Origin of the sequence: Corynebacterium sp. MSK039 (assembly GCF_030232315.1) — a bacterium.
GTDB lineage: Bacteria > Actinomycetota > Actinomycetes > Mycobacteriales > Mycobacteriaceae > Corynebacterium.
In genome coordinates this window covers 42114-64379 of record NZ_JASPJL010000009.1, presented here as the reverse complement: position 1 = coordinate 64379, position 22266 = coordinate 42114, and the positions used below count along the sequence as shown (strand labels likewise).

Genomic DNA, 22266 nt, shown 5'->3' with positions numbered 1-22266 from the left:
GCGAGCTATGCGCCTTGTGGCGTTTAGTCCTCGTTGCGGGACTCCAGCTCGGCACGGTTGGCCTCCTGGAGACGCTCGAACATCTGCTTGCGCTCCAGCGCGTTGCGGTGCTCGATCTCCTGAGCCTTTTCGGCGATCTCCGGGGAGTCCGGGCTGAACCAGCCACCGCGGCCCGGCTTGCCAGCCGCACCGAGGTCGTTCGGCTGGGTCGGCACGTATGCACCCTGGTACTCCAGCGGGATGGCGTGGCCGTGCTCGTCGACGCCACCAAGCGGCTGGTGGACCTCGATGAACTCGCCGGACGGCAGCTGACGGATGGTACCGGTCTCGATACCGTGCTCCAGGATCTCCCGGTCGCGACGCTGCAGACCAACGCAGATGCGGTGGGTGACGTAGTACGCGATCGGAGGCAGCACGATCAGGCCGATGCGGCCGACCCAGGTCATCACGTTCAGCGAGATGTCGAAGAAGTGAGCGACGTGGTCGTTACCACCAGAGACGGTCAGCAGTGCGTAGAACACCAGCGCCATAACGCCGAGGCCGGTGCGGACGGGAACGTCGCGCGGACGCTGCAGCAGGTTGTGGTGTGCAGTGTCGCCGGTCATCTTCTGCTCGATCCACGGGTAAGCAATCAGCAGCGCGACCAGCAGGCCGAGCAGCAGGGCGACCCAGAAGACAGAGGCGATGGTGTAGTTACCGAGGTACAGCTCCCATGCCGGCATGACACGGGCAGCACCATCAGTCCACAGCATGTAGACGTCCGGCTGGGAACCAGCGGAGACCTGGGACGGGTTGTACGGGCCAATGTTCCAAATACCGTTGATCTGGAAGACACCGGCCAGCAGTGCCACGACACCGAAGGTGATCAGGCCGAAGGAAGCAGCCTTGACACCGAAGACCGGGAGGATTCGGACGCCGACAACGTTGTTCTCGGTGCGACCCGGTCCAGGGAACTGGGTGTGCTTCTGGAACCAGACCAGAGCCAGGTGAGCAGCGATCAGAGCCAGCAGGATGCCCGGGATCAGCAGCACGTGCGCGATGTACAGGCGCGGGATGATGATGTCGCCCGGGAAGTCACCGGCGAACATGATCCAGTGCATCCAGGTGCCGATGATCGGCAGGGAGATCACGATTGCAGACATGATTCGCAAACCCACACCGGAGAGCAGGTCGTCCGGCAGGGAGTAGCCCATGAAGCCCTCGGCGATCGACAGCAGCAGAAGCAGGCAGCCGATAACCCAGTTGGCCTCACGTGGCTTGCGGAATGCACCCGTGAAGAAGATGCGCATCATGTGAACCATGATGGACACGGAGAACAGCAGTGCTGCCCAGTGGTGGACCTGGCGAATGAACAGGCCACCACGCACCTCGAAGGTGATGTCGAGGGCCGTGTGGTAAGCGGCGGACATCTCCACACCGTTGAGCGGTGCGTAGGCGCCGTCGTAAATGACCTTCGACATGGATGGGTCGAAGAACAGGGTCAGGTAAACACCCGACAGGATCAGAATGATGAAGGAGTAGAGCGCGATCTCACCGAGCATGAAAGACCAGTGAGTCGGGAACACCTTGTTGATCTGCGGGCGGATTACCCCAGACGCGGTGTAGCGCTCATCGATGTTGTTTGCGGCCTGCGCGAGGCGGCCTTGTTGCTTAGTGGTCATGACCTACGCTCCCAGAATGCCGGGCCAACAGGCTCAATGAAGTTGCCCTTGGCGATGAGGTACCCTTCCTCGTCCACCGTGATCGGCAGCTCTGGCAGTGCACGTGCGGCTGGGCCGAAGACCGGCTTGCCGTACTGCAGTGCGTCGAACTGGGACTGGTGGCACGGGCAAAGAATACGGTTGGTCTGCTGCTCGTACAGGGACGTCGGGCAACCAATGTGCGTACAGATCTTGGAGAACGCAATGTAGTCGCCGTAGTGGAAGTCTTCCTGGCCGGCACGCTGGACAGCACGCAGAGCATCCTCGTGGCGCAGGCGGATCAGCATGACCGCGTTGCGGGAACCGTGGATGGAGTGCATGTGGTCCTCGTAGACCTCAGCCTTGGAGTCGTACTTGTCGCCGTCGTTGACCATGCTTTCGGTCATCGGGAAGACGGTCTCCATGGCACCAGCGTCCAGGTCCTCCGGACGGACGCGGACCAGGCGGGAGATGCCCTGGGTGCTCCAGTGGCCGTCGTGGTTCTCAGCCACGGCGCCGGTGTCGCGAGCCAGGTACAGCTTCTCGCCCTGCTCGTGCAGGGTCCAGCCGGTGGTCCACAGGGTGCCGTCGCCGGCGATGCCCATTGCGCCGCGCTTCCACGGGTTCTTCACGATGCCACCCATTGGGAGGATGATCGCGAGACCAGCGAGTGCAGCACCACCTGCGGCCAGGCCGGCGATAACCGGGCGGCGGCCGAGGGTGGAGGTCTTCCAGGAGTCGTTCAGGAGGGCCACGAGGGTGCGGCGATCGACCTCGTCAGACGGGCCGTCGTGGCGAGTCTGAACGGAGATCTCCTCCGGAATGAAGCTCTTGGTGTAAGCCGCAACACCCATGCCCAGCAGGGTGATGGACAGACCAGAGGTGATACCCAGCAGCGGGGTGTAGAAGGTGTACCACCACAGGCCCTCTTCATCCATGTGCTTGTACTCCCACGGCCAGAAGAGGTAGATGGCAACGAATGCCAGGCCGAGGACGATGGAGAGGATCAGGTAGGTGGCAACCCGACGGGAGGCACGCTTCTCAGCCGGATCGTTCTCGATCGGGAAGCGTTCCTTACGGTAAGCGACGGTCACGCCGTCCAGCTCGGTGCCGAGGCGAGCGAGGTCTTCCTCGCTCATCTGTGCCAGCTCGGCATCAGTGTACTTATTCTTCAATTCGCTCATGACCGGGTTCCAATCCACATCGCGAAGGCGATCATCACGATGATGCCTCCGAACCACATCAGCATGCCCTCGCTAACGGGACCCAGACCGCCGAGGCCGTAGCCACCCGGGTTCGGGGTTTCCTTAGCGTTCTTCACGAAGGCGATGATGTCCTTCTTCTCGTCAGCGGTCAGCTGGCGATCAGAGAACTTCGGCATGTTCTGCGGGCCAGTCAGCATGGCCTGGTAGATCTCCTGCTCGTTCGCGTGATCCAGGGTCGGAGCGAACTTACCGGAGGACAGTGCGCCACCACGGCCAGTGAAGTTGTGGCAGGAGGCACAGTTCAGACGGAAGAGGTCGGAACCGCGTGCCACGTCGGCCGGGTTGATCTCACCGTCGGTGGTGCTCTTACCACGGAGGGACTCCATGGCGATGGAGCCGTCCTCGTTGCGGACGATGCCCGGGCCGCCACCGTTGGCGTTGACGTATGCCGCCAGAGCCAGGGTCTGCTGCTCGGAGTAACGCGGCTGCTTACGCTTTGCCTGCGCCTCGTTGCGCAGCATCGGCATGCGGCCGGAGTGGACCTGGAAGTACACGGAGCCCTCGCCGACACCGATCAGCGAAGGACCACGACCCTCCTGGCCCTGGAGGTTGGCACCGTGGCAGGTGATACATGCCACTTCGTAAATTTCCTTACCCTGCTGGACCAGTGCGGTCTCGTCCTGCTGTGCCGTAGCAGTGTTCGGGTCCGGAGTGAGGGCATTAGCCAGGAATCCCGCGCCGGTCAGTCCGACGACGAGAGCGAATGCCCCGGCAAGCACCTTGCGGAGCTTGCGGCGCCGCCGTGCGGCCCCTGGGGAACGCTGTGCACCGGTTGCTGCACCAGCGCTCGCGTTGTTGTTAGAGGTATCCATCTTGTTCCCTTTAACTCGTCAATGGAATTGCGATGGGCTGTCGGCCAACCTGAGTTGGCGCTAACGGCCTATTGAACGAAGTAAATCGTGATCCACAGGCCGATCCAGACAACGTCGACGAAGTGCCAGTAGTAAGACACGACGACGGCAGCGGTTGCCTGTGCCGGGGTGAACTTGGACTTGAACGTCCTGAGCAACACAACGAGGAACGCAATCACACCGGCCAGCACGTGTGCGCCGTGGAAACCGGTCGTGATGAAGAACACCGAGCCGTAAACGGAGCCCGGGATCGTGGTTCCAGTCTCGACGAAGTGGAAGTACTCGTATCCCTGACCGATAAGGAACACGGTTCCCAGCAACGCCGACAGTGCGTACCAACGACGAAGAGCGAAGACATCCCCCCTCTCAGCCGCGAACACGCCGAACTGCGCAGTCACGGACGAGGAGATCAGGATGATCGTAATCGTCGCCGCGAAAGGCACGTTCAGCTCGGTTGGCTCGGATGGCCAATTGCCTCCCGAGTTGGCCTTGGACACGAAGTACATCGCGAACAGGCCAGCAAAAAACATCAATTCTTGAGACAGGAACACGATCGTGCCGACGCTGACCATGTTCGGTCGGTTCAGCGTCGCAACACGATGTGGTGCTGCCATACCTGGGTTTTCAACTGCGCTTGTCACGTGTCTAAGTATGGCTGTTTTCTGGCAGATAGTCGATTCCCCACGCGTGAAAGCTCAAAGCGGACTGGAAAACAGCAGGTCAAACCTTGGACAAACCTGCCAGTATCCCCCCTTTGGGGGATAGTCGGAACTTTTTGGAACCGCTATCCGACGCACCACATCGTGCCAGGTCAGCGCATAAGCGGACCCGGTTTTCCGCCGTACTGACACCCGATTTTGTTCACAGGATTCAGCCAGCAAGGCACCACCCCCTCCCCCACTTCAGGCCCGAACCCCGACCCCGAAGCGCCCCCGCATCTCACCTTTACCCCCGCAGAAGTCGCCGAGATTCGGTTCGCAGTGGTGATCCACGCCACCCGCTCACAGGCAACGCTAACCTCCGCCGTATTATTTAAAGAAACAGCTTTGGAAGGGAGCCAACAGGTGGCAACAGAGTCAACCGATCACAGCACATTCACCTCTACCGCTCATGCACTTGGTGCCGAGCAGCTTCCGGAGTCCTACTTCACCTGGCCGGGCCTACTGGACCGCCTGGGTCGCCGCGAAGAGCTCAGCGAGTCCCAGACCGCTTGGGCGATGAACGAGATCATGGCTGGACGCGCCAGCGACGTCCTGATCTCCGCCTTTGCCTTTGGTCTTCGGGTTAAGGGCATCACCGCCGCGGAGCTCGCCGCTGCAGCAGAGGCCATGCGCTCTTTCGCGACCCCGGTGGACTTCTCGGGCGTGGACAAGATCGTGGACATCGTCGGAACCGGCGGCGATGGCCGCAACACCGTAAACATCTCCACGATGGCGTCCTTCGTCGTCGCGGGCACCGGAACGAACGTTGTTAAGCACGGTAACCGCAAGGCGTCCTCCCAATGTGGAGGCGCGGACATGCTCGAGGCGCTCGGTGTGGACATCGAGCGCTCCCCCGAGGCCGTAGCGGAGGACCTGAAGGAGACGCACTTCGCGTTCCTGTTCTCGAAGGCCTACCACCCGGCCATGCGTTTCGCGGGCCCGGTGCGCAGCGAGCTGAAGGTTCCGACCGTCTTCAACCTGCTCGGCCCCATGACCAACCCGGCAAAGCCCGGTTATGGCCTCATCGGGTGTGCGTTCAAGGATCTCATGCCGATCATCGGCGGAGCATTCGCCCACCAGGGCAGCCGCGTGCTCGTCGTCCGCGGTATGGACGGCATGGACGAGATCAGCGTGTGCGCCCCAACCGACGTGGTCACGGTGGATGCCAACGGCCAGACCGGCGAGGAGATCATCAATCCGCGTTCCCTGGGCCTCGACTTCTACGAGGAGGACGCCCTGCGCGGCGGGGATGCCGAGTACAACGCCGAGATCGCCCGCAAGCTCTTCCGTGGCGAGCTCGAGGGCGCGATTAAGGACGCCGTCCTGCTCAACGGCGCCGCAGCGCTGGCCACCGTCGAGGGTTGGGAGGAAGACGGTCTGCAGGCCACGCTGAAGCGGAACATCGACCGCGCCCGCGAGAGCCTGGAGTCCGGCGCAGCCCTAGAGAAGATGGAGGCGATGATCGCCCGCTAGGGCCGCACCACTGCCCCATCAGGCCCCTCGGTAAAGGTTTAAAGCCTGACCGAGGGGCCTTTTGCGTTGCTTTTCAACCGAAGTACTCCGCTGCCGTTGATTATTGAACCGCGCGCACGCCTGTCCCTCAACCCGCCCCCGCTAGCCCAACCAGATGTACCGCCCCAGCGCGGTTGCAGATGCGATGGCCCGCCGGCTGGCAGCGAGGTATTGGCGAACAGGGTCCAGAAATACGGAACGCGGCCGGGTTCCCGTCGAGGGATCCCGGCCGCGGACTTAAAGCGTGTGAACGCTTAAGCGTTTAGTGGTCGTCGCGAGCGACACCGTACTGGAGGTTCATCATGACAGAGCCCCAGATCAGGAAGATTGCGCCGGCCACGATCAGCCAGAAGTGCCAGAAGGCCAGACCGTAAGCGACCAGCATCACGGCGATGGTCAGCTGCAGCGGCCAGATGGAGCCAGCGGAGAAGAAGCCCAGCACGCCAGCGCCGTCCTCAATCTCAGCCATCTCCCAGTCGGAAGGACCGATGTCGGTCTTGTTGTCGGTCAGGTGCAGGTACACAGCCAGCATCAGGGACAGCAGCAGGGCCAGGGTCAGGCCGGTGACACCAGCCCACTCGGTGCCCATCACACGGTTGGTCTCGACCAGGTGCTTGGTGCCCAGGATGTAGACCACGTCCATGACGAAGAAGAACAGGGCGAGGCCGTAGAAAAGCTTTGCTCCGGAAGTCATCTTTTCCTCTTTCTCTAGTTAGGAACTCGCGCGGTGCCCTTAGGCAGCGTTGCGGTCCGTCATGTTTTCGCCGGCTTCACGGGTGCCCGTGCGGTCGGAAACGAATGGGTGGGTAGAGGTGGAGTACGGAGCTTCACCGATGGACTTCAGAGCCTCGGAGTTCGGAGCCTCCGGGTTGTCCTGACGGAACTTGATGTAGTCCGCGAACTTCTCCGGGGAGACGACGCGCAGCTCGAAGTTCATCATGGAGTGGTAGGTACCGCACATCTCGGCACAGCGACCGACGAATGCTCCCTCTTCCTTGATCTCGGAGATCTGGAAGCGACGCTCAGACTGGTTTGCCTCTGGGTGCGGGAACACGTCGCGCTTGAAGAGGAACTCTGGGATCCAGAAGGAGTGGGCAACGTCCGCGGAGGCGAGGTTGAACTCGATTGCGGTGTTGGACGGAACAACCAGGACCGGAACCTCGTCGGTGGAGCCGACGGTCTCGATCTTGTTGAAGTTCAGGTAGCTGTAGTCTTCCTTCGAACGGCCGTGGATCGGGCCGACACCGTGGTTGGTGTTGGAGCGGATCTCGTACTTGGAGTCCTCAGCGCGCTGCTGAGCCTCCTTGTCGACGCCCTCGTAGTCCTGGCCGCCCAGCAGCTCGCCGTTGATCTCGCCGTAGCCGAACTTCCAGTTCCACTGGTAGCCGGTGACGTCGACCTTGACCTTCGGGTCCTTATCCAGGGCGGTAACGCTGTCCTGGGTCTGGACGTTGAAGAAGAACAGGACCATGACGATCAGGACCGGGAGGGTGGTGAGCACCAGCTCGAGCGGGACGTTGTAGCCCGTCTGACGTGGGAATTCCTCGTTGTCGCCACGGCGGGAGCGAGCCTTGCTGGAGTAGCGACCCATAACGAAGAACATCAGGGCCCACATGATGATACCGATGATCCAGGCAGCCACCCAGACCCAGACCCAGTAGTTGCCCATCTGCTCAGCCTCCGGGGTGATACCCATCGGCCAGCCCATGCGGAGAGCATGGAAAAAGCCGTTCTCCGGGGGCGCGACGTTACAACCAGCAAGGGCGAGGCCGGACAGGCCGAGCGTCCCTGCCATAGCAATACGGCGAGTCATACCGTGCACTTTTCGCTGTTCCACGCGATTATGCCTTCCTCGTTCACACGTTCATAGCCTTGGGTTTTTCGGCGTTATCGCTCGTGGTGAGCGCACGCTTGTTGCGCCCAAGACTGCTTCACTAGAGAACTTTAGACCATATACAGCGAATTGCCACTATTCGTTGCGGTGGGTGCCACATTTTGGGGGTTTCCTGTGAGCCCCTCCCCCCGTCCGGGGCAACTTGCCCGTTTTCTGCCCCGCGCGCCAGCTAGGACGAGCGCCCCCGAGCGCGTAGTTTGTAGTCTAACCGACCTGGCTCGCGGCCACCTCTGTTCCGCGCGTCAGTTTATATAGTCCCCGATGATTCAGGAGTAGTAAAGCACCCTATGTGTGGCCTACTTGGTTTACTGTCCGCCGACGGCACTGCCAACACGTTCACCGACCCGGTCGCTGAAGCGCTGCCGTGCATGCGTCACCGTGGTCCGGATGATAGCGGCACCTGGAACGACGACGATGTGGTCTTCGGCTTCAACCGCCTGTCCATCATCGACCTGGAGCACTCCCACCAGCCGCTGCAGTGGGGGCCGGCGGATCAGCCGAACCGCTACTCCATGACCTTCAACGGCGAGATCTACAACTACGTCGAACTGCGCGAGGAGCTCCAGCGCTTGGGTTACTCCTTTAATACCAGCGGCGACGGAGAGCCGATCGTCGTTGGTTTCCACCACTGGGGTGCCGATGTGGTCAACCACCTGCGTGGCATGTTCGGCATCGCGATCTGGGATTCGGTCGAGCGCCGCCTGTTCCTCGCTCGCGATCCGTTCGGCATCAAGCCGATGTACCTGGCGTCGACAGACAAGGCGACGGTCTTCTCTTCCGAGAAGAAGTGCATCCTTTCCCTTGCGGACGCCATCGGCCTGAACCTCGATCTGGATCCCCGGGCTATTGCTCACTACACAGATCTGCAGTACGTCCCTGAGCCGGAGAGCCTGCACAAGAACATCTTCCGTCTGGAGTCGGGCTCCCGCGCGTTCATCACTCCCCCAGCGGAGGGCGCACAGGGCGGCTGCACCATCGAGGAGGAGCGTTACTTCGAGCCGAAGTTCCCTGTGGCTAAGGTGCCGGCGGGCGGCGAGGATGCCCTCTTCCAGCGCATCGCCGAGGCCCTGGAGGATTCCGTGGCCAAGCACATGCGCGCGGACGTCACGGTGGGTTCCTTCCTTTCCGGCGGCATCGACTCCACGGCCATCGCCACCCTGGCGAAGCGCCACAACCCGGACCTGCTGACCTTCACCACGGGTTTCCAGCGCGAGGGCTACTCCGAGGTGGATGTCGCCGCGGAGTCCGCTGCGGCGATCGGCGCGGAGCACATCGTCAAGGTGGTCAGCCCGGAGGAGTTCGCCGACGCGGTGCCGAAGATCATGTGGTACCTGGACGACCCGGTTGCCGACCCGGCGCTGGTGCCGCTGTACTTTGTGGCAGCCGAAGCCCGCAAGCACGTGAAGGTCGTGCTCTCCGGCGAGGGCGCGGACGAGCTCTTCGGTGGCTACACCATTTATAAGGAGCCTTTGAGCCTCGCCCCATTCGAGAAGATTCCTGGCCCTATTAATAAGGTGTTGGCGAAGCTGGGCGACGCACTGCCGGACGGCGTGCGCGGTAAGTCGCTGCTGCAGCGCGGCACGATGTCCATGGAGGAGCGCTACTACGGCAACGCCCGCTCCTTCAACTACGAGCAGCTGGAGCGCGTCCTGCGCGAGGTCCGCCCCGAGTGGGATCACCGGGAGGTCACCGCCCCGATCTACGCGAAGTCGAGGGACATGGATCCGGTGGCCCGCATGCAGCACCTGGATCTGTTCACCTGGCTGCGCGGGGACATCCTGGTCAAGGCGGACAAGATCACGATGGCGAACTCCCTGGAGCTGCGCGTTCCGTTCCTGGACAAGGTCGTTTTCGACGTCGCGGAAACCCTCCCGATCGATATGAAGATCTCCCACGGGACGACGAAGTACGCGCTGCGTAAGGCGATGGAGCGCATCGTTCCGGAGCACGTGCTCAACCGCAAGAAGCTGGGCTTCCCGGTGCCGATCCGCCACTGGTTGGCCGGCGACGAGCTCTACGGCTGGGCGAAGAAGCACATCGAGGATTCCCAGACGGATCACATCTTCAACAAGGCCGAGGTTCTGGCGATGCTCGAGGAGCACCGGACGGCGATGAACTCCGGTTCCGGCCCGGATCACTCCCGCCGCCTATGGACGGTGCTGGCGTTCATGATCTGGCACGGCATCTTCGTGGAGAAGCGCATCGACCCGGGCATCAGCGAGCAGGATTACCCGGTGAAGCTCTAAGGCCACGCTCTTAGGCCGCTGGGCCGGGGCGGGAAACCCGCGCCCTAGGCCCTACCCCGGGCCCTACTCCCCCGGGGCCCTGCCAAGCCCTGGGACCTCACCGCTCGCTAGCCCCTGTTGGGCTCCTTGCAACAGAAAACGCCGCGGCACCCACTCAACGTGGGGCCGCGGCGTTTCGCCGTCTTCCCTCTTTCGCTCCCCCGCAGCCGCGGGGTCAAGGGCCTTTCTTCGGCTTAGGAGAAGGAGTCGCCGCAGGCGCAGGAGCCGGAAGCGTTCGGGTTATCGATCGTAAAGCCCTGGGACTCGATGGTGTCCGCGAAGTCGATCTTCGCACCCATCAGGTATGGGGCGGACATGCGGTCGACGACCAGGTTCACGCCCTCGTACTCGTCCTTCAGGTCTCCGTCCAGGGAGCGGTCATCGAAGAACAGCTGGTAACGCAGGCCAGCGCAGCCACCTGGCTGGACCGCGATGCGCAGTGCCAGGTCGTCGCGACCCTCCTGGGCCAGCAGGGAGCTTGCCTTGGCCACAGCGGCGTCGGTCAGCTCGACACCCGTGACCTTCTCTGGGGCAGTCATATTTCCTCCTCAATAAGGATGGTTTCGATGCTCGTTTAGGTTACTCGCGAAGCGGTGCGAATTCCACAAGCTCGCGCTCCGTCCTCCCGTACAACGAACGTCGCCGCGAAACTATTCCATCCTTTTGATAGCCCCCTGATTCTGCTCTAGCCTAAGAGGCGTGAAACAGTCGCGTAAGAAGAGCACATCCACCTCCGCTGCCGCCAGCACCGCCGCAGCATCCGCCGAGGCCACCCCAGAGGCTGGGGACAAGCAGCCTGCCAACAAGGCCTTCACCCCGCCGAAGGGTCGGCCGACCCCGAAGCGTAACGAGCAGGAGCGCCAGGCCGGCGTGCGCCGCGGCCCATACCAGGGCCCAGAAACCCCGGCCGAGGCCCGTAAGCGCCGTAAGGAACTCAAGGCCTCCATGTCCAAGGAGGAGTACAAGGAGCTCAAGGCCAAGGAGCGCCGGGAGCGCGAGGCCGAGCGCCGCCACATTAACGAGCGCATGATGGCCGGCGACGAGCGCTACCTCATGGACCGCGATAAGGGTCCGGAGCGTCGCTTCGTCCGCGACTGGGTGGATTCGCACCGCTACCTCGGCAACTACTTCATGCCGATCGCGCTGGTCGTGGTCGTGATCATGGTGATCGGCCTGCGCAACCCGATGCTGGCGAACACCGCCTCCCTGGTGATGTTCGGCATCCTGATCCTCATGGTCATCGAGGGCATCATCCTGGGCCGCAAAGTCAACCGCCTGGTGCGCGAGAAGTACCCGGACACCACGCTGGGTAAGTTCGGGCTGGGTATGTACGCCTTCGGCCGCGCGACGATGATCCGCAAGATGCGTAACCCTGCCCCGCAGGTAGAGATCGGCGAGGACGTTCGCTAAATGGCAGTGGACTTCACGGCCGTGGAAGCAGTCGATCCGACGCGCGTTGCTGAGGCGACCCGCCGGCTGGAGGCGACGACGATGGCTGCCGGTGGCGGCCGTGCGAGCTTGGGGGAGCTCGCCGCCTGGGGTGGCTGGTTGGCGGCCTGCCAGGGCCGGGAGCTGCCCGCCGCGCTGGAGCGCGTGACCTTGGCGGTCGTCGCGGGTGGGTCTTCAACGACGCCCAGCGTGTCCGTTCTCCCAGAGGACTCCCTTTCTCAGGTGGGCGAGCTGTATTCCTCGGGTCGCTCCCCCGTCGCCGCCGCTGCGGTGGCCCAGGATGTTCGGGTGGAGTTTATCGACGCCAACGCCGCGGCCGCCGATCAGCTTTCCACCGAGCAGGCCTCCCCTGGAGCGGAGCCCGGCATCGAGAAGTGGCTAGCGGCCGGCGCAGCTTTCGCCGATGCGGAGGCAGATAAGGGCACGGAGCTGCTGCTGCTCGGCGATTTCGGCCCGGGCACCACGACCGCGGCCGCGACAATCATCGGCGCGATCTGCGGGATCGAGCCGGTCAAGGTCATCGGCTGGGGTTCCGGCATTGACGACCAGGGCTGGCGGCGCAAGGTCGCCCAGATTCGCGACGGTATGTTCGCGGTGCGGGATGTGCGCACGGAGCCCCGCGAGATCCTCGCCCGGGTGGCCGCGCCGCAAATCGCGGTGCTGACCGGGATCCTCGCGCAGGCCGCGATTCGCCGCACCCCGGTGATCTTCGATGGGGCGGGCTGCGCGGCGGCCGCGCTGTGCGCGCAGATGCTGGCTCCCACCGCTCGCGACTGGTGGCAGCCTGCCTCTCCCGGCACGGAGCCGGCGATCGTGCCGGCGCTCGGCGCGTTGGGGCTGAGCCCGATCCTGCCGTCCAGAATCGGTCTGGGTCAGGGAGCGGGCACGCTGCTCGCGTTGCCGCACTTGCGCCTGGCCACGCAGTTTGCCGAGGGCGGGGCCTAAAACTGCACTCCCCTGATCAGCGCCCTGCCTAGCAACGCTTCAGGCCCCAGCGCCACCGAAAGTGAACTAGCCCCCGAAAGTTGGCTTGTTTACCCCTAGACGGTACGGAAACTGCTCCCCAGTAGTTGGTAGCTGATAACTCAGCCCAACTACTGGGGAACAGTTCATTTATTTAGCGGGGTTTCTTCGGTTTATGAGTCGTCTAATCGCGACAGCTAGCAGGTTGAAAGGGGTGCAAAGCAGCGCTATTCCCACAAAGGCAAAAACAACCCCAATTCCTTCTTGGGATGATATTCCAAAGGCTGCATCGAAGGCGAAAGCTGTGCCAAAACCTGAGCCTGTAAGAAGGGCTATAATGAGAGATTCCTTGACGGACCTGTAGTTAACATACGCAATCATGCTCGATCCGAGTATCAGGGAAATTCCGCAACCAATAATCTGCCATTTAGGGAAGTGAGTAGGCGCGCCATATAGAAAAAACTCTTCAATGCTTGATCCCGGAGACCATGAAAGCCAGGCTGCAGCTGACAGAAGTCCAACAAGAAAAGATGCAACGGGTGCCCTATATGGAAGTCGTGAGTTCTGAGCACTTTCAGGAACATGCCTGTTTATTAAAACGTAAACTACTACGGTGGGAACTAGCACCAAGATAAAGGCGGCCCAAAGGAATTGCCGAGGGTGAAAATTTCCAATCAGCATTGCGTCCCCAATCAAAGATTATCGCTGTGAAATCCTGTAACAACAACCCAGTAGGTATCTCTGAAGTCTCTGCATCCGTACCGTCGTGGGTCTGGGCCACTATAAACATTTGTGCAGATAGTTTCCATGTCGCGCCAGAGTTTGTTATTACAAGACCCGTACCCGATACCTATTCTATCCATTTCATCCATACAAATATCATGTCTAGCGCAACCGCCACTGAATTCAGCATTTTGTCCAGGGGAAGGGAATTGGTCTGGTGAGTTGGTGCAGTAGTCATGACGACCGATGCCAACCCAGTCCTTACTTCCGTCAATACAAGCCCAGTAGTCGTACTCTGATGGGATAGTAACACCGCCATATTGATCCTGAGTAGAGTCGGGGATCGGGCATCTGCTCACAGAGCGAGCAAACGTTTGGGGCGTTATGCCAGATGGTAGCGCTTGATCAACCGGAAGAGTCAGGCCTCTTGATTCAAGCAGTTCGAGTGCGAATTTGTTGATGATCTTTCCATTAACAAGCGACTCCCCTGAAGAATCAATGACAGCCCTAGCATCGAGTGGTTTTTTAGAAAAATCCTGTTTAACTAAAACTGGTGCTTCGGGATCTTGCTGCGCTGAACCTGCCGGGTACCCCCATTCTGACTTTTCGTACCCCCTGAGTGACCAAATGACGAGTGGCAGCCCTCGCACTTCATGCGCGCCGTGTTGTGGGTGCCAGTAGATCTTTCCGTCTACGAAGTTACTAAACCGCCCGATACCGTCAGGAGTTATTGTTTCATCACCTGTGGGGTAGCCTAGCGGGCCTTTCTCCGCTCCGGTGTGAACCCACTTGTTGTAGATCGCGCCGCGTATTGTGGCTAGGCCCGCCAGTGAGCCGTAGATGTGGCCGTGTTCGAAGGATTGCTTACGCCCGATACCATCAGACAGGCCAAATTCGTCGGTAGTGGGGTAGCCCAGCGGGCCACGCTCCCATCCGGTACGAGCCCAGGCGACAGAAAAGTGCGTGGTGATCGGATGAGCGCCGGTATTAGGGTGCCAGTAGATGAACCCGTTGACGAACTCGTTACGACGCCCTACACCATCGGGGACCTTCAACTCGTCAGATTTTGGCCACGTCAGGAAGCTTCGCGGCCCACCGAGAGAATCATATTTCTCGCGAATCTTTCCGCAGACCTTAAACGGGCTGGGCCAGTACGTCCGGCACGTATCGACGACGGCAAAATTCTGAGGCCGAGAGCGCGCCTGCGTGGCCTGTTCTTCAGCTTCTTGAACTTCGGCGCGGTTGGCTTGTTCTTTAGTGAAACCGCCGGGAATTTCCTCCTTATCGGAACGCATCTGTCCCGGAGTGACCTTGCTCTTGGGGTTGGTGGTAGGGTGCCAGTTTTTGCCCGCTTGGTTATCGACGGTGTTGTCATCGAAGCCTGGTTCTGCCGGTTCGAGATCTTCGCGCCCGGGGGCGACGTAATCGGCGTTATTTGCGGATGGTGTGCTGGCAGCTGCCGGTGGCTGTGCGGACTGAGACTGCACAGCGGGAGTGAAACCGATGCTGAGGGTGAGGGTGAACAGGAGGGTGGAGATAATGCGAGATGGTCTGGCCATGGTGGGTCATCTTTCGATGTGATGAATGGGTAGAAATGACCCTAGCGCGCGATGGCTACTTTAGGGCAGAAACCACTTAACAGCTAGGAAATCTTACAAAAATGCAGGAAGAATCCTAAACGTATTAAGCCTGGATTTTTCTGACAGCGCTATTCCTCGCTATATCTGTTCTTTTTATATATGGAACATGTGAACGGCCGAGGGTGCGCTAGCCCCCTTCCGAAACTTGGACTTGTTAAATCCTAGTCGGTTAGGAGCTCAAGGGGCTGATTCCGATATTGCATTGGAGTCAGGCCCTTGAGTCGTTGTTGGATGCGTGCAGTGTTGCACCACTTGACGTACTCGTTGATTGCGTGGTTCAACTCCCCGACGCTATCGAGGACCCCCGGGGGGGGGACATCCCTGCCCTTAAATGCCCAGAGAAGTTCTCCATTACGGCGCTGCTATAGCAGTTTGCTTTACGCGCCATCGATCATGTGATCGGCACCGTCGATAGAGCCTGCGTGATGCATACCTCAGCACTCCGACTCTGCGTGCAGCGCCGTGGTTTCCCACGCCCTATACGCACCAGGTAACTTACTGCTCGCGCTAATCTTCGCGCGGCGAACTTCGCGCGCTCAACGAAAAACTGCTCCTCACTAGTTGGTAGCTGATAACTCAGGCCGACTAATGGGAGCAGTTCAAAGACGGTTGCCGGGGCCTCAATCTCTCTCCACCGCCGCGCGAGGCGCGTTACGGAGCTAGGGCGTTATCGCAGGCGCGCTACTGCAGGTCCTCAGCCGGAACCAGGGTATGCAGCCAACCGTGCTTATCCTCCACGGCACCGCGCTGGATGCCCGTGAGGTGGTCGCGCAACCGCATGGTGACCTCCCCGGTCTGGGCACCGTTGATGTCGTACGCACCGCCGGCGTACTTCACGGAGCCCACCGGGGTGACCACGGCCGCGGTGCCGCAGGCCAGCACCTCGGAGAGCATGCCGGAGTTCGCGGCCTGCTCCCACTCCTCGATGGAGATGCGGCGCTCGTTGACGTTGTAGCCCAGGTCCCGGGCGACCTGGATCAGGGAGTCGCGGGTCACGCCCGGCAGCAGGGAGCCGGAGAGCTCCGGGGTGATGACCTCGGCATTCTCCCCCTCGCCGAAGACGAACATGAGGTTCATGCCGCCCATCTCCTCGACCCACTTGCGCTCGACGGCGTCCAGCCACACGACCTGGTCGCAGCCCTGCTCGGCGGCCTGGGCCTGGGCCATGAGGGAACCGGCGTAGTTACCAGCGCACTTCGCGGCACCGGTGCCGCCGGGTGCGGCGCGCACGTACTCGGTGGACAGCCACACGCTCACCGGCTTGATGCCGCCGGTGAAGTAGGCGCCCGCCGGGGAGGCGATGACCATGTAGGTGTAGGTCTTGGATGGCTGCACACCCAGGTGGACGTCCCGGGCGATCATCAGCGGGCGCAGGTACAGCGCGGCCTCGCCGCCTGCTGCTGGCACCCACTCGTGGTCGATGGCGACCAGCTGCTTCAGGGACTCGAGGAACAGCTCCTCCGGCAGCGGGGCCATGCCCAGGCGCTCGGCGGAACGGGCCATACGCTGGGCGTTCTGCTCCGGGCGGAAGGTGGCGATGCTGCCGTCCGGCTGGCGGTAAGCCTTAATGCCCTCGAAGATGGCCTGGCCGTAGTGGAAGACCATGCTGGCCGGGTCCATACTCAGCGGACCGTAGGGCTCGACGCGGGCGTTGTGCCAGCCGATCTCCTCGTCGTAGTCGATGAGGACCATGTGGTCGGTGAAGTGGACGCCGAAGCCCGGGTTCTCGAGGACCTTGGCGATGTCCGCCGAGGAGGTGCGGTTCTCGTTCGGCGTGACGGTGAAGCTCAGATTGGTGTTTGGTGCGGTGGTGTTCGGTGTGCTTTCGCTCATGGCTACAACCATAGTTCCTCGAAAAATTGTGAGTACAGTTGATGGCGCATTAGTGAGTTTTCGCATTGCGAAAGGATTGATTTTCGATCATGACCACCCAGCCAGGCCAGCCGATCGCGCTGGATCCCGCCCAGACTTATTCCGCCCTGCCGAACCGTGGCACGATGCCGGCGATTGACCTCGTCGCGGAGGTTCCGGCAGACGCGGAGGTGGACACGCTTATCGTTCCGGTGTTCCAGGGTGCCAACGGCCTGGAGCTGGCCGCCACGGGTTCTGGTCTGTTGAGCAAGGAGCAGGAGATCACCCTGTGGCGCGTGCTCACCAGCGTGGGTGCGACTGGCAAACGCGAGGAGCTCACCCCGGTTCCGGGCGAGCTGCTGGCGACCGAGGGCACTGCCCCGGCGGCCAAGATCCTGGCGCTGGGCCTGGGCGATATCGACGAATCCACGGACGAGGACATCCGCGAGCTCGCGGGCGTGGCCTCCCGTGCTGCGAGCCTGGGTTCCAAGGTCGTCTCTAGCCTCGGGTTGATTTCCCCGGAGGCCGCGCTGGTCGGTCACGCCCTGGGTGGTTACCGTTTCGCTGGCTTCAAGGGCGCTTCCGCCAAGGACGCCGCTGGTCAGGACGTTTCCGCTAAGGACGACGACGCAGCGTCCGACTCCCCCGCCACCATCACGGTGCTCGCCCGCGAGGCCGACGCCGCCCTGCTGGCCCAGGCTCAGGTTGACGCCGCCGCGGTGGCGCTGGCCCGCGACTTCGTGAATACCCCGGCGAACTTCCTGTACCCGGAGACCTATGCCAACACGATCCGCGAGGTCGCTGAGGCCGTGGGGCTGGGCGTCGAAATCCTGGATGAAAAGGAGCTGGAGGAGAAGGGCTACGGCGGCATCGTCGGCGTCGGTAAGGGCAGTGAGCACGCCCCACGCCTAGTGCGCCTGACCCACGAGCCGTCCGCGGATAACGAGGCACCGCAGGTCGCACTCGTCGGTAAGGGCGTGACCTTCGATACCGGCGGTATTTCCCTGAAGCCGGGCGCGAATATGTGGGACATGATTTCGGACATGGGTGGTTCCGCGGCTGTCGTCGCCACGATGGTGGCTGCCGCACGCCTGGACCTGCCGATGAAGGTCATCGCCACGATCCCGCTGGCGGAGAACACCCCGAGCTCCACCGCGACCCGCCCAGGTGACGTGCTGCGCCACTACAACGGTCTGACCACCGAGGTGCTGAACACGGACGCCGAGGGCCGCCTGATCCTGGCGGATGCGATGGCGCGCGCCTGCGAGGATGAGCCAGATTACCTCATCGAGACCGCGACCCTGACCGGCGCGCAGATGGTGGCGCTGGGCAACCGCACCCCGGGTGTCATGGGTTCCATCGCCTTCCGCGACAAGGTGGCGGAACTGTCCCAGGAGATCGGCGAGAACGGTTGGGCCATGCCGCTGCCGCCTGAGCTGGGCGAGGCGCTGAAGTCCGATGTGGCCGACCTGCGCAATATCTCCGCCAGCCGCTGGGGTGGCATGTCGGTGGCTGGCCACTACTTGGCCAACTTCGTGACCGAGGGCGTGGAGTGGGTGCACGTCGATATCGCCGGCCCGGCGTATAACACCGAGGGCGCGTTCGGCTACACCCCGAAGCGCGGCACCGGTGTGCCGGTGCGCACGATCCTGGCGACCCTGCGCCACCTGGCGGCGTCCACCAAGGAGGGCTAGCCCCCGCCCTGGTCCCCCTGGGCGAGACCTGCTCAGGGCGAGGGCCCCTTCCCCGGGCAGCTAGTACCCCGGGCGAAGCCCCCCTTCCCCCTGGGAGCGCTAGGACTCCTCTTCCGAGCGGCGCGCCTGTTCCATGCGGGCGCGCCGTTCGCGCTGTTCCAGACGCTTTTTGATCAGCCGGTCGCGCTCGATGCGGTCGCGCATGCGCTGCGGGTAGCCGGTCTCTTCGGCGAAGTAGAGGGGGATGTTGAGCTTCTTGGCGACCACGTCGATGCCCTTCGGCCCGCCGATCTTGCGCCGCGTCCAGTCGCCGGAGCCGTCAACGAGGACGACCGACATCTCGTTGATGAGGGTCTCGGGTTCCACAAAGCCCTCCACCCCGCCGGTCTGACCACCGTGCTGCGCGGACCAGGTGCTCAGGTACTCCAAATCACGTGCGCGGATGGTGTCTCCGGGCGCACGCGGCGGCTTGGTCTGATTCTTGCTGGATCGGCCAAAAAGATTGAACACAACTCACCATTCTAGGCAGTCCGGTTCTCGGTCGGGGTTGGGTGCGTCGAAACTTGCTTGAGAGCGTACAATTGTTGAGTAACTGGTCTTTAAACTCGACCACAGCTAGTTTTCGCGTTTCAAGAGGAGCTTCAACACCATGGCGCAGTCCGTCGAAATGCCCGAGTTGGGCGAATCGGTCACTGAGGGCACCATCACCCAGTGGCTGAAGAAGGTTGGCGACAAGGTAGAGGTGGATGAGCCTTTGCTCGAGGTGTCCACCGACAAGGTTGATACCGAGATCCCCTCCCCTGTTGCCGGCGTTCTGCTGAAGGTAATGGCCGAAGAGGACGACACGATCGAGGTCGGTTCCGTCATCGCTGAGATCGGCGAGGAGGATGAAGCTCCTTCCTCCGACGACGAGGGCGACGACTCCTCCGACGAGGACGAGGCTGCAGACAGCTCCGACGAGGACGCTGCTGAGGAGTCCGAGGACGACTCCTCCGACGAGTCTTCTGACGATTCCGCTTCCGAGGGTTCCGGTGAGGGCGAGGACGTCACCATGCCGGAGCTCGGCGAGTCCGTCACCGAGGGCACCATCACCCAGTGGCTGAAGTCCGTCGGCGACAAGGTCGAGGTCGACGAGCCGCTGCTCGAGGTCTCCACCGACAAGGTCGACACCGAGATCCCATCTCCGGTCGCAGGCACCCTGGTCGAGATCCTCGCAGAGGAGGACGACACCGTCGAGGTCGGCGACGTCATCGCCCGCATCGGCGACGGCTCCGGCAAGCCGGCCAAGAAGGAAGAGCCGAAGGCTGAGGAGCGGGAGGAGACCGAGGACGAGGACGCTGAGGACTCCTCCGAGGACGCATCCGAGGACACCTCCTCCGACGAGTCTTCTGACGATTCCGCTTCCGAGGGTTCCGGTGAGGGCGAGGACGTCACCATGCCGGAGCTCGGCGAGTCCGTCACCGAGGGCACCATCACCCAGTGGCTGAAGTCCGTCGGCGACAAGGTCGAGGTCGACGAGCCGCTGCTCGAGGTCTCCACCGACAAGGTCGACACCGAGATCCCATCCCCGGTCGCAGGCACCCTGGTCGAGATCCTCGCTGAGGAGGACGACACCGTCGAGGTCGGCGACGTCATCGCCCGCATCGGCGACGGCTCCGGCAAGCCGGCCAAGAAGGAAGAGCCCAAGAAGGAGAAGTCCGAGGACAAGTCTTCCGAGAAGGAAGAGAAGTCTGAGAAGAAGGACGACTCCAAGCAGGAGCAGAAGTCCGAGAAGAAGGACTCCGGCAAGGACAAGGCCGCGTCCGCCCGCGAGGCTGCGCGCGATAAGGCTGCGGAGACCACCGCACGCCCGAACGTCGCTGACCGCAGCGCGAAGTCCGGCTCCGCTGGCGAGCCGTCCGGCGATAACCTGCCGTACGTGACCCCGCTGGTCCGCAAGCTGGCCGAGAAGAACAACGTGGACCTCTCCAAGGTCACCGGCACCGGCGTTGGCGGCCGCATCCGCAAGCAGGACGTCCTGGCTGCTGCCGAGGGCGATAACATCACCACCGGCGCGAAGACCAACCTGCCGGCCGGCCCGCGTGCGTCCACGCACAAGGTCGACCCGGATAAGCAGGAGCTGATCGGCACGACCCAGAAGGTCAACCGCATCCGCGAGATCACGGCACGCACCACCCTGGAGTCCCTGCGCAACTCCGCGCAGCTGACCCAGGTCCACGAGGTCGACATGACCCTCGTCGCCGACCTGCGCGCGAAGTCCAAGAAGGCCTTCCAGGACGCCCACGGCGTGAACCTGACCTTCCTGCCGTTCTTCGCGAAGGCTGCCGTCGAGGCGCTCATCTCCCACCCGAACGTCAACGCGTCCTACAACGCTGAGACCAAGGAGATGACCTACCACGACCGCGTGAACCTGAGCATCGCGGTGGACACCGAGGACGGCCTGCTCTCCCCGGTCATCCACGATGCGCAGGACCTGAGCCTGCCGGAGCTGGCGAAGGCCATCGCGGACATCGCTGACCGCGCACGCAACAAGAAGCTGAAGCCGAACGATCTGGCCGGTGGCACCTTCACCATCACCAACATCGGTTCCGAGGGTGCCCTGACCGACACCCCGATCCTGGTTCCGCCGCAGGCAGCCATGGTCGGCACCGGTGCGATCGTGAAGCGCCCGGTCGTCCTGACCGAAGACGAGAACGAGGCCATCGCTATCCGCGACATGGTCTTCCTGCCGCTGACCTACGACCACCAGGTCATCGACGGCGCCGACGCAGGCCGCTTCATGTCCACCCTGCGCGACCGCCTGGAGAAGGGTGACTTCGAGGAAGACCTGGAGCTCTAAGCTCCTTCCTCCCCTCCCTGGGGCCGTAAGCCCCCGCCCCTACACGGTGGCGCTGGTTGATGGCAGCGCCACGCGCGGAAGATAGCGCCCGCGGGTAGTACCGAGCACGCCGCTCGCCCCGCAGCATTTAGACCCCTGAGCCTCAAGGCTTGGGGGTTTTATGCTGCGCGCTACACTTGGCAAACATGGGCTTTCAAACCGGCAGTATCCGCATGGACTCCACCCCGATCGAGGTCAACGAGCTCGGGACCGTGGACTACGAAGAGACCTGGCATCGCCAGGCTGAACTCGCCGCCGAACGCGCCGAGGGGAAGATCGGCGACCAGCTGCTGATGCTGGAACACCCGTCGACCTACACGGCGGGTAAGCGCACGGAGGACAGTGACCGGCCGGATAACGGGCTGCCGGTGGTGGACGTCGACCGTGGTGGTCGCATCACCTGGCACGGTCCCGGCCAGCTGGTTGCCTACCCGATCATCAAGCTGGCCGACCCGGTGGACGTGGTGGACTATGTCCGCCGCCTGGAGGAGGCACTGATCCAGACCTGTAAGGACGTGGGCCTGGAGGGCACGGGCCGCGTCGAGGGCCGTTCTGGGGTGTGGCTGCCCGCCGGCGTGGTGGGCGGCGAGCTGAAGCCCGCCCGGAAGATCGCAGCGATCGGCATTCGTGTCACCCGCGGGGTGACGATGCACGGGGTCTCCCTGAACTGTGACAACACCATGGAGTACTACGGGCACATCGTGCCCTGCGGCATCGCCGATGCCGGGGTGACCACGCTCTCCGCCGAGCTCGGCCGGGACGTCACCGTCGAGGAGTGCCGCGAGGCGCTGGAGAAGAACATCGTGGCCGCGCTGAACGGCGAGCTGGCGGTGCACAAGGACTAGCCGCAGTGCTCGCCATGCCGGTGATGTTTGGGCAGG

At 62.5% G+C, this 22266-nt stretch carries 17 protein-coding genes and 1 pseudogene; 7 read left to right on the top strand and 11 right to left on the bottom strand.

Going from position 1 to position 22266, the window contains the following annotated elements; genetic code table 11:
- Nucleotides 1-23: 23 nt before the first annotated feature.
- The 4 genes from qcrB to ctaE form a co-directional block, all read right to left on the bottom strand.
- Nucleotides 24-1661 carry a cytochrome bc1 complex cytochrome b subunit gene (gene qcrB, locus QP997_RS07385; protein WP_015381699.1) on the bottom strand — a complete coding sequence of 546 codons (1638 nt, stop codon included), beginning with the start codon at nt 1659-1661 and terminating at the stop codon, nt 24-26.
- A complete protein-coding gene (gene qcrA / locus QP997_RS07380; protein WP_070757798.1) occupies nt 1658-2863 on the bottom strand; it encodes a cytochrome bc1 complex Rieske iron-sulfur subunit in 1206 nt (401 codons plus the stop codon). The genes qcrB and qcrA overlap by 4 nt, the downstream gene beginning before the upstream one ends.
- On the bottom strand, nt 2860-3756 hold the full coding sequence (gene qcrC / locus QP997_RS07375) for a cytochrome bc1 complex diheme cytochrome c subunit (RefSeq protein WP_070757796.1): 897 nt from the start codon (nt 3754-3756) through the stop codon (nt 2860-2862). The genes qcrA and qcrC overlap by 4 nt, the downstream gene beginning before the upstream one ends.
- Before the next feature lie 68 nt (nt 3757-3824).
- Nucleotides 3825-4436 carry an aa3-type cytochrome oxidase subunit III gene (gene ctaE / locus QP997_RS07370; protein ID WP_070757795.1) on the bottom strand — a complete coding sequence of 204 codons (612 nt, stop codon included), beginning with the start codon at nt 4434-4436 and terminating at the stop codon, nt 3825-3827.
- Between the two features lie 423 nt (nt 4437-4859).
- Here ctaE and trpD point away from each other — a divergent pair, with 423 nt between their 5' ends.
- Complete coding sequence (trpD, locus tag QP997_RS07365; RefSeq protein WP_070757793.1) at nt 4860-5969, top strand: anthranilate phosphoribosyltransferase; 1110 nt, start codon at nt 4860-4862, stop codon at nt 5967-5969.
- Nucleotides 5970-6270: 301 nt separating this feature from the next.
- Here trpD and ctaF read toward each other — a convergent pair whose 3' ends face one another.
- Complete coding sequence (gene ctaF, locus QP997_RS07360; protein ID WP_070757791.1) at nt 6271-6702, bottom strand: aa3-type cytochrome oxidase subunit IV; 432 nt, start codon at nt 6700-6702, stop codon at nt 6271-6273.
- A 39-nt stretch (nt 6703-6741) separates the two neighbouring features.
- Entirely contained in the window at nt 6742-7845 is a 1104-nt protein-coding gene (gene ctaC / locus QP997_RS07355; protein WP_070757789.1) for an aa3-type cytochrome oxidase subunit II, read from the bottom strand.
- Between the two features lie 344 nt (nt 7846-8189).
- On the opposite strand from ctaC, the gene asnB reads away from it, so the two are divergent.
- Nucleotides 8190-10148, top strand: coding sequence for an asparagine synthase (glutamine-hydrolyzing) (gene asnB / locus QP997_RS07350; protein WP_284846720.1), 1959 nt, complete (start codon nt 8190-8192; stop codon nt 10146-10148).
- A 233-nt stretch (nt 10149-10381) separates the two neighbouring features.
- On the opposite strand, the gene QP997_RS07345 is transcribed toward asnB, so the two are convergent.
- On the bottom strand, nt 10382-10726 hold the full coding sequence (locus QP997_RS07345) for a HesB/IscA family protein (RefSeq protein WP_012360489.1): 345 nt from the start codon (nt 10724-10726) through the stop codon (nt 10382-10384).
- A 160-nt stretch (nt 10727-10886) separates the two neighbouring features.
- Between QP997_RS07345 and QP997_RS07340 the strand changes: the two genes are divergently transcribed.
- Both QP997_RS07340 and QP997_RS07335 read left to right on the top strand, forming a co-directional pair.
- Nucleotides 10887-11597 carry a DUF3043 domain-containing protein gene (locus QP997_RS07340; protein WP_284846719.1) on the top strand — a complete coding sequence of 237 codons (711 nt, stop codon included), beginning with the start codon at nt 10887-10889 and terminating at the stop codon, nt 11595-11597.
- Entirely contained in the window at nt 11598-12581 is a 984-nt protein-coding gene (locus QP997_RS07335) for a nicotinate-nucleotide--dimethylbenzimidazole phosphoribosyltransferase (RefSeq protein WP_284846718.1), read from the top strand.
- A 710-nt stretch (nt 12582-13291) separates the two neighbouring features.
- Here the strand turns inward: QP997_RS07335 and QP997_RS07330 are convergent.
- From QP997_RS07330 to QP997_RS07320, 3 genes and pseudogenes are all read right to left on the bottom strand, one after another.
- Nucleotides 13292-14881: an LGFP repeat-containing protein gene (locus QP997_RS07330; protein WP_284846717.1), complete on the bottom strand. Its 1590-nt coding sequence runs from the start codon at nt 14879-14881 to the stop codon at nt 13292-13294.
- 242 nt (nt 14882-15123) lie between these two features.
- Nucleotides 15124-15216 (bottom strand): annotated as a pseudogene (locus QP997_RS07325) (IS3 family transposase); the annotation flags it as partial.
- Nucleotides 15217-15643: 427 nt separating this feature from the next.
- Nucleotides 15644-16807: a branched-chain amino acid aminotransferase gene (locus QP997_RS07320; protein ID WP_284780028.1), complete on the bottom strand. Its 1164-nt coding sequence runs from the start codon at nt 16805-16807 to the stop codon at nt 15644-15646.
- A gap of 77 nt (nt 16808-16884) precedes the next feature.
- Between QP997_RS07320 and QP997_RS07315 the strand changes: the two genes are divergently transcribed.
- Complete coding sequence (locus QP997_RS07315) at nt 16885-18507, top strand: leucyl aminopeptidase (protein ID WP_284846715.1); 1623 nt, start codon at nt 16885-16887, stop codon at nt 18505-18507.
- Between the two features lie 99 nt (nt 18508-18606).
- Here the strand turns inward: QP997_RS07315 and QP997_RS07310 are convergent, their stop codons facing one another.
- A complete protein-coding gene (locus tag QP997_RS07310) occupies nt 18607-19017 on the bottom strand; it encodes a hypothetical protein (protein WP_284846714.1) in 411 nt (136 codons plus the stop codon).
- A gap of 139 nt (nt 19018-19156) precedes the next feature.
- Between QP997_RS07310 and sucB the strand changes: the two genes are divergently transcribed.
- Nucleotides 19157-21346: a 2-oxoglutarate dehydrogenase, E2 component, dihydrolipoamide succinyltransferase gene (gene sucB, locus QP997_RS07305; RefSeq protein ID WP_284846713.1), complete on the top strand. Its 2190-nt coding sequence runs from the start codon at nt 19157-19159 to the stop codon at nt 21344-21346.
- Between the two features lie 185 nt (nt 21347-21531).
- Nucleotides 21532-22230: a lipoyl(octanoyl) transferase LipB gene (lipB, locus tag QP997_RS07300; RefSeq protein ID WP_149121633.1), complete on the top strand. Its 699-nt coding sequence runs from the start codon at nt 21532-21534 to the stop codon at nt 22228-22230.
- Nucleotides 22231-22266: the final 36 nt, after the last annotated feature.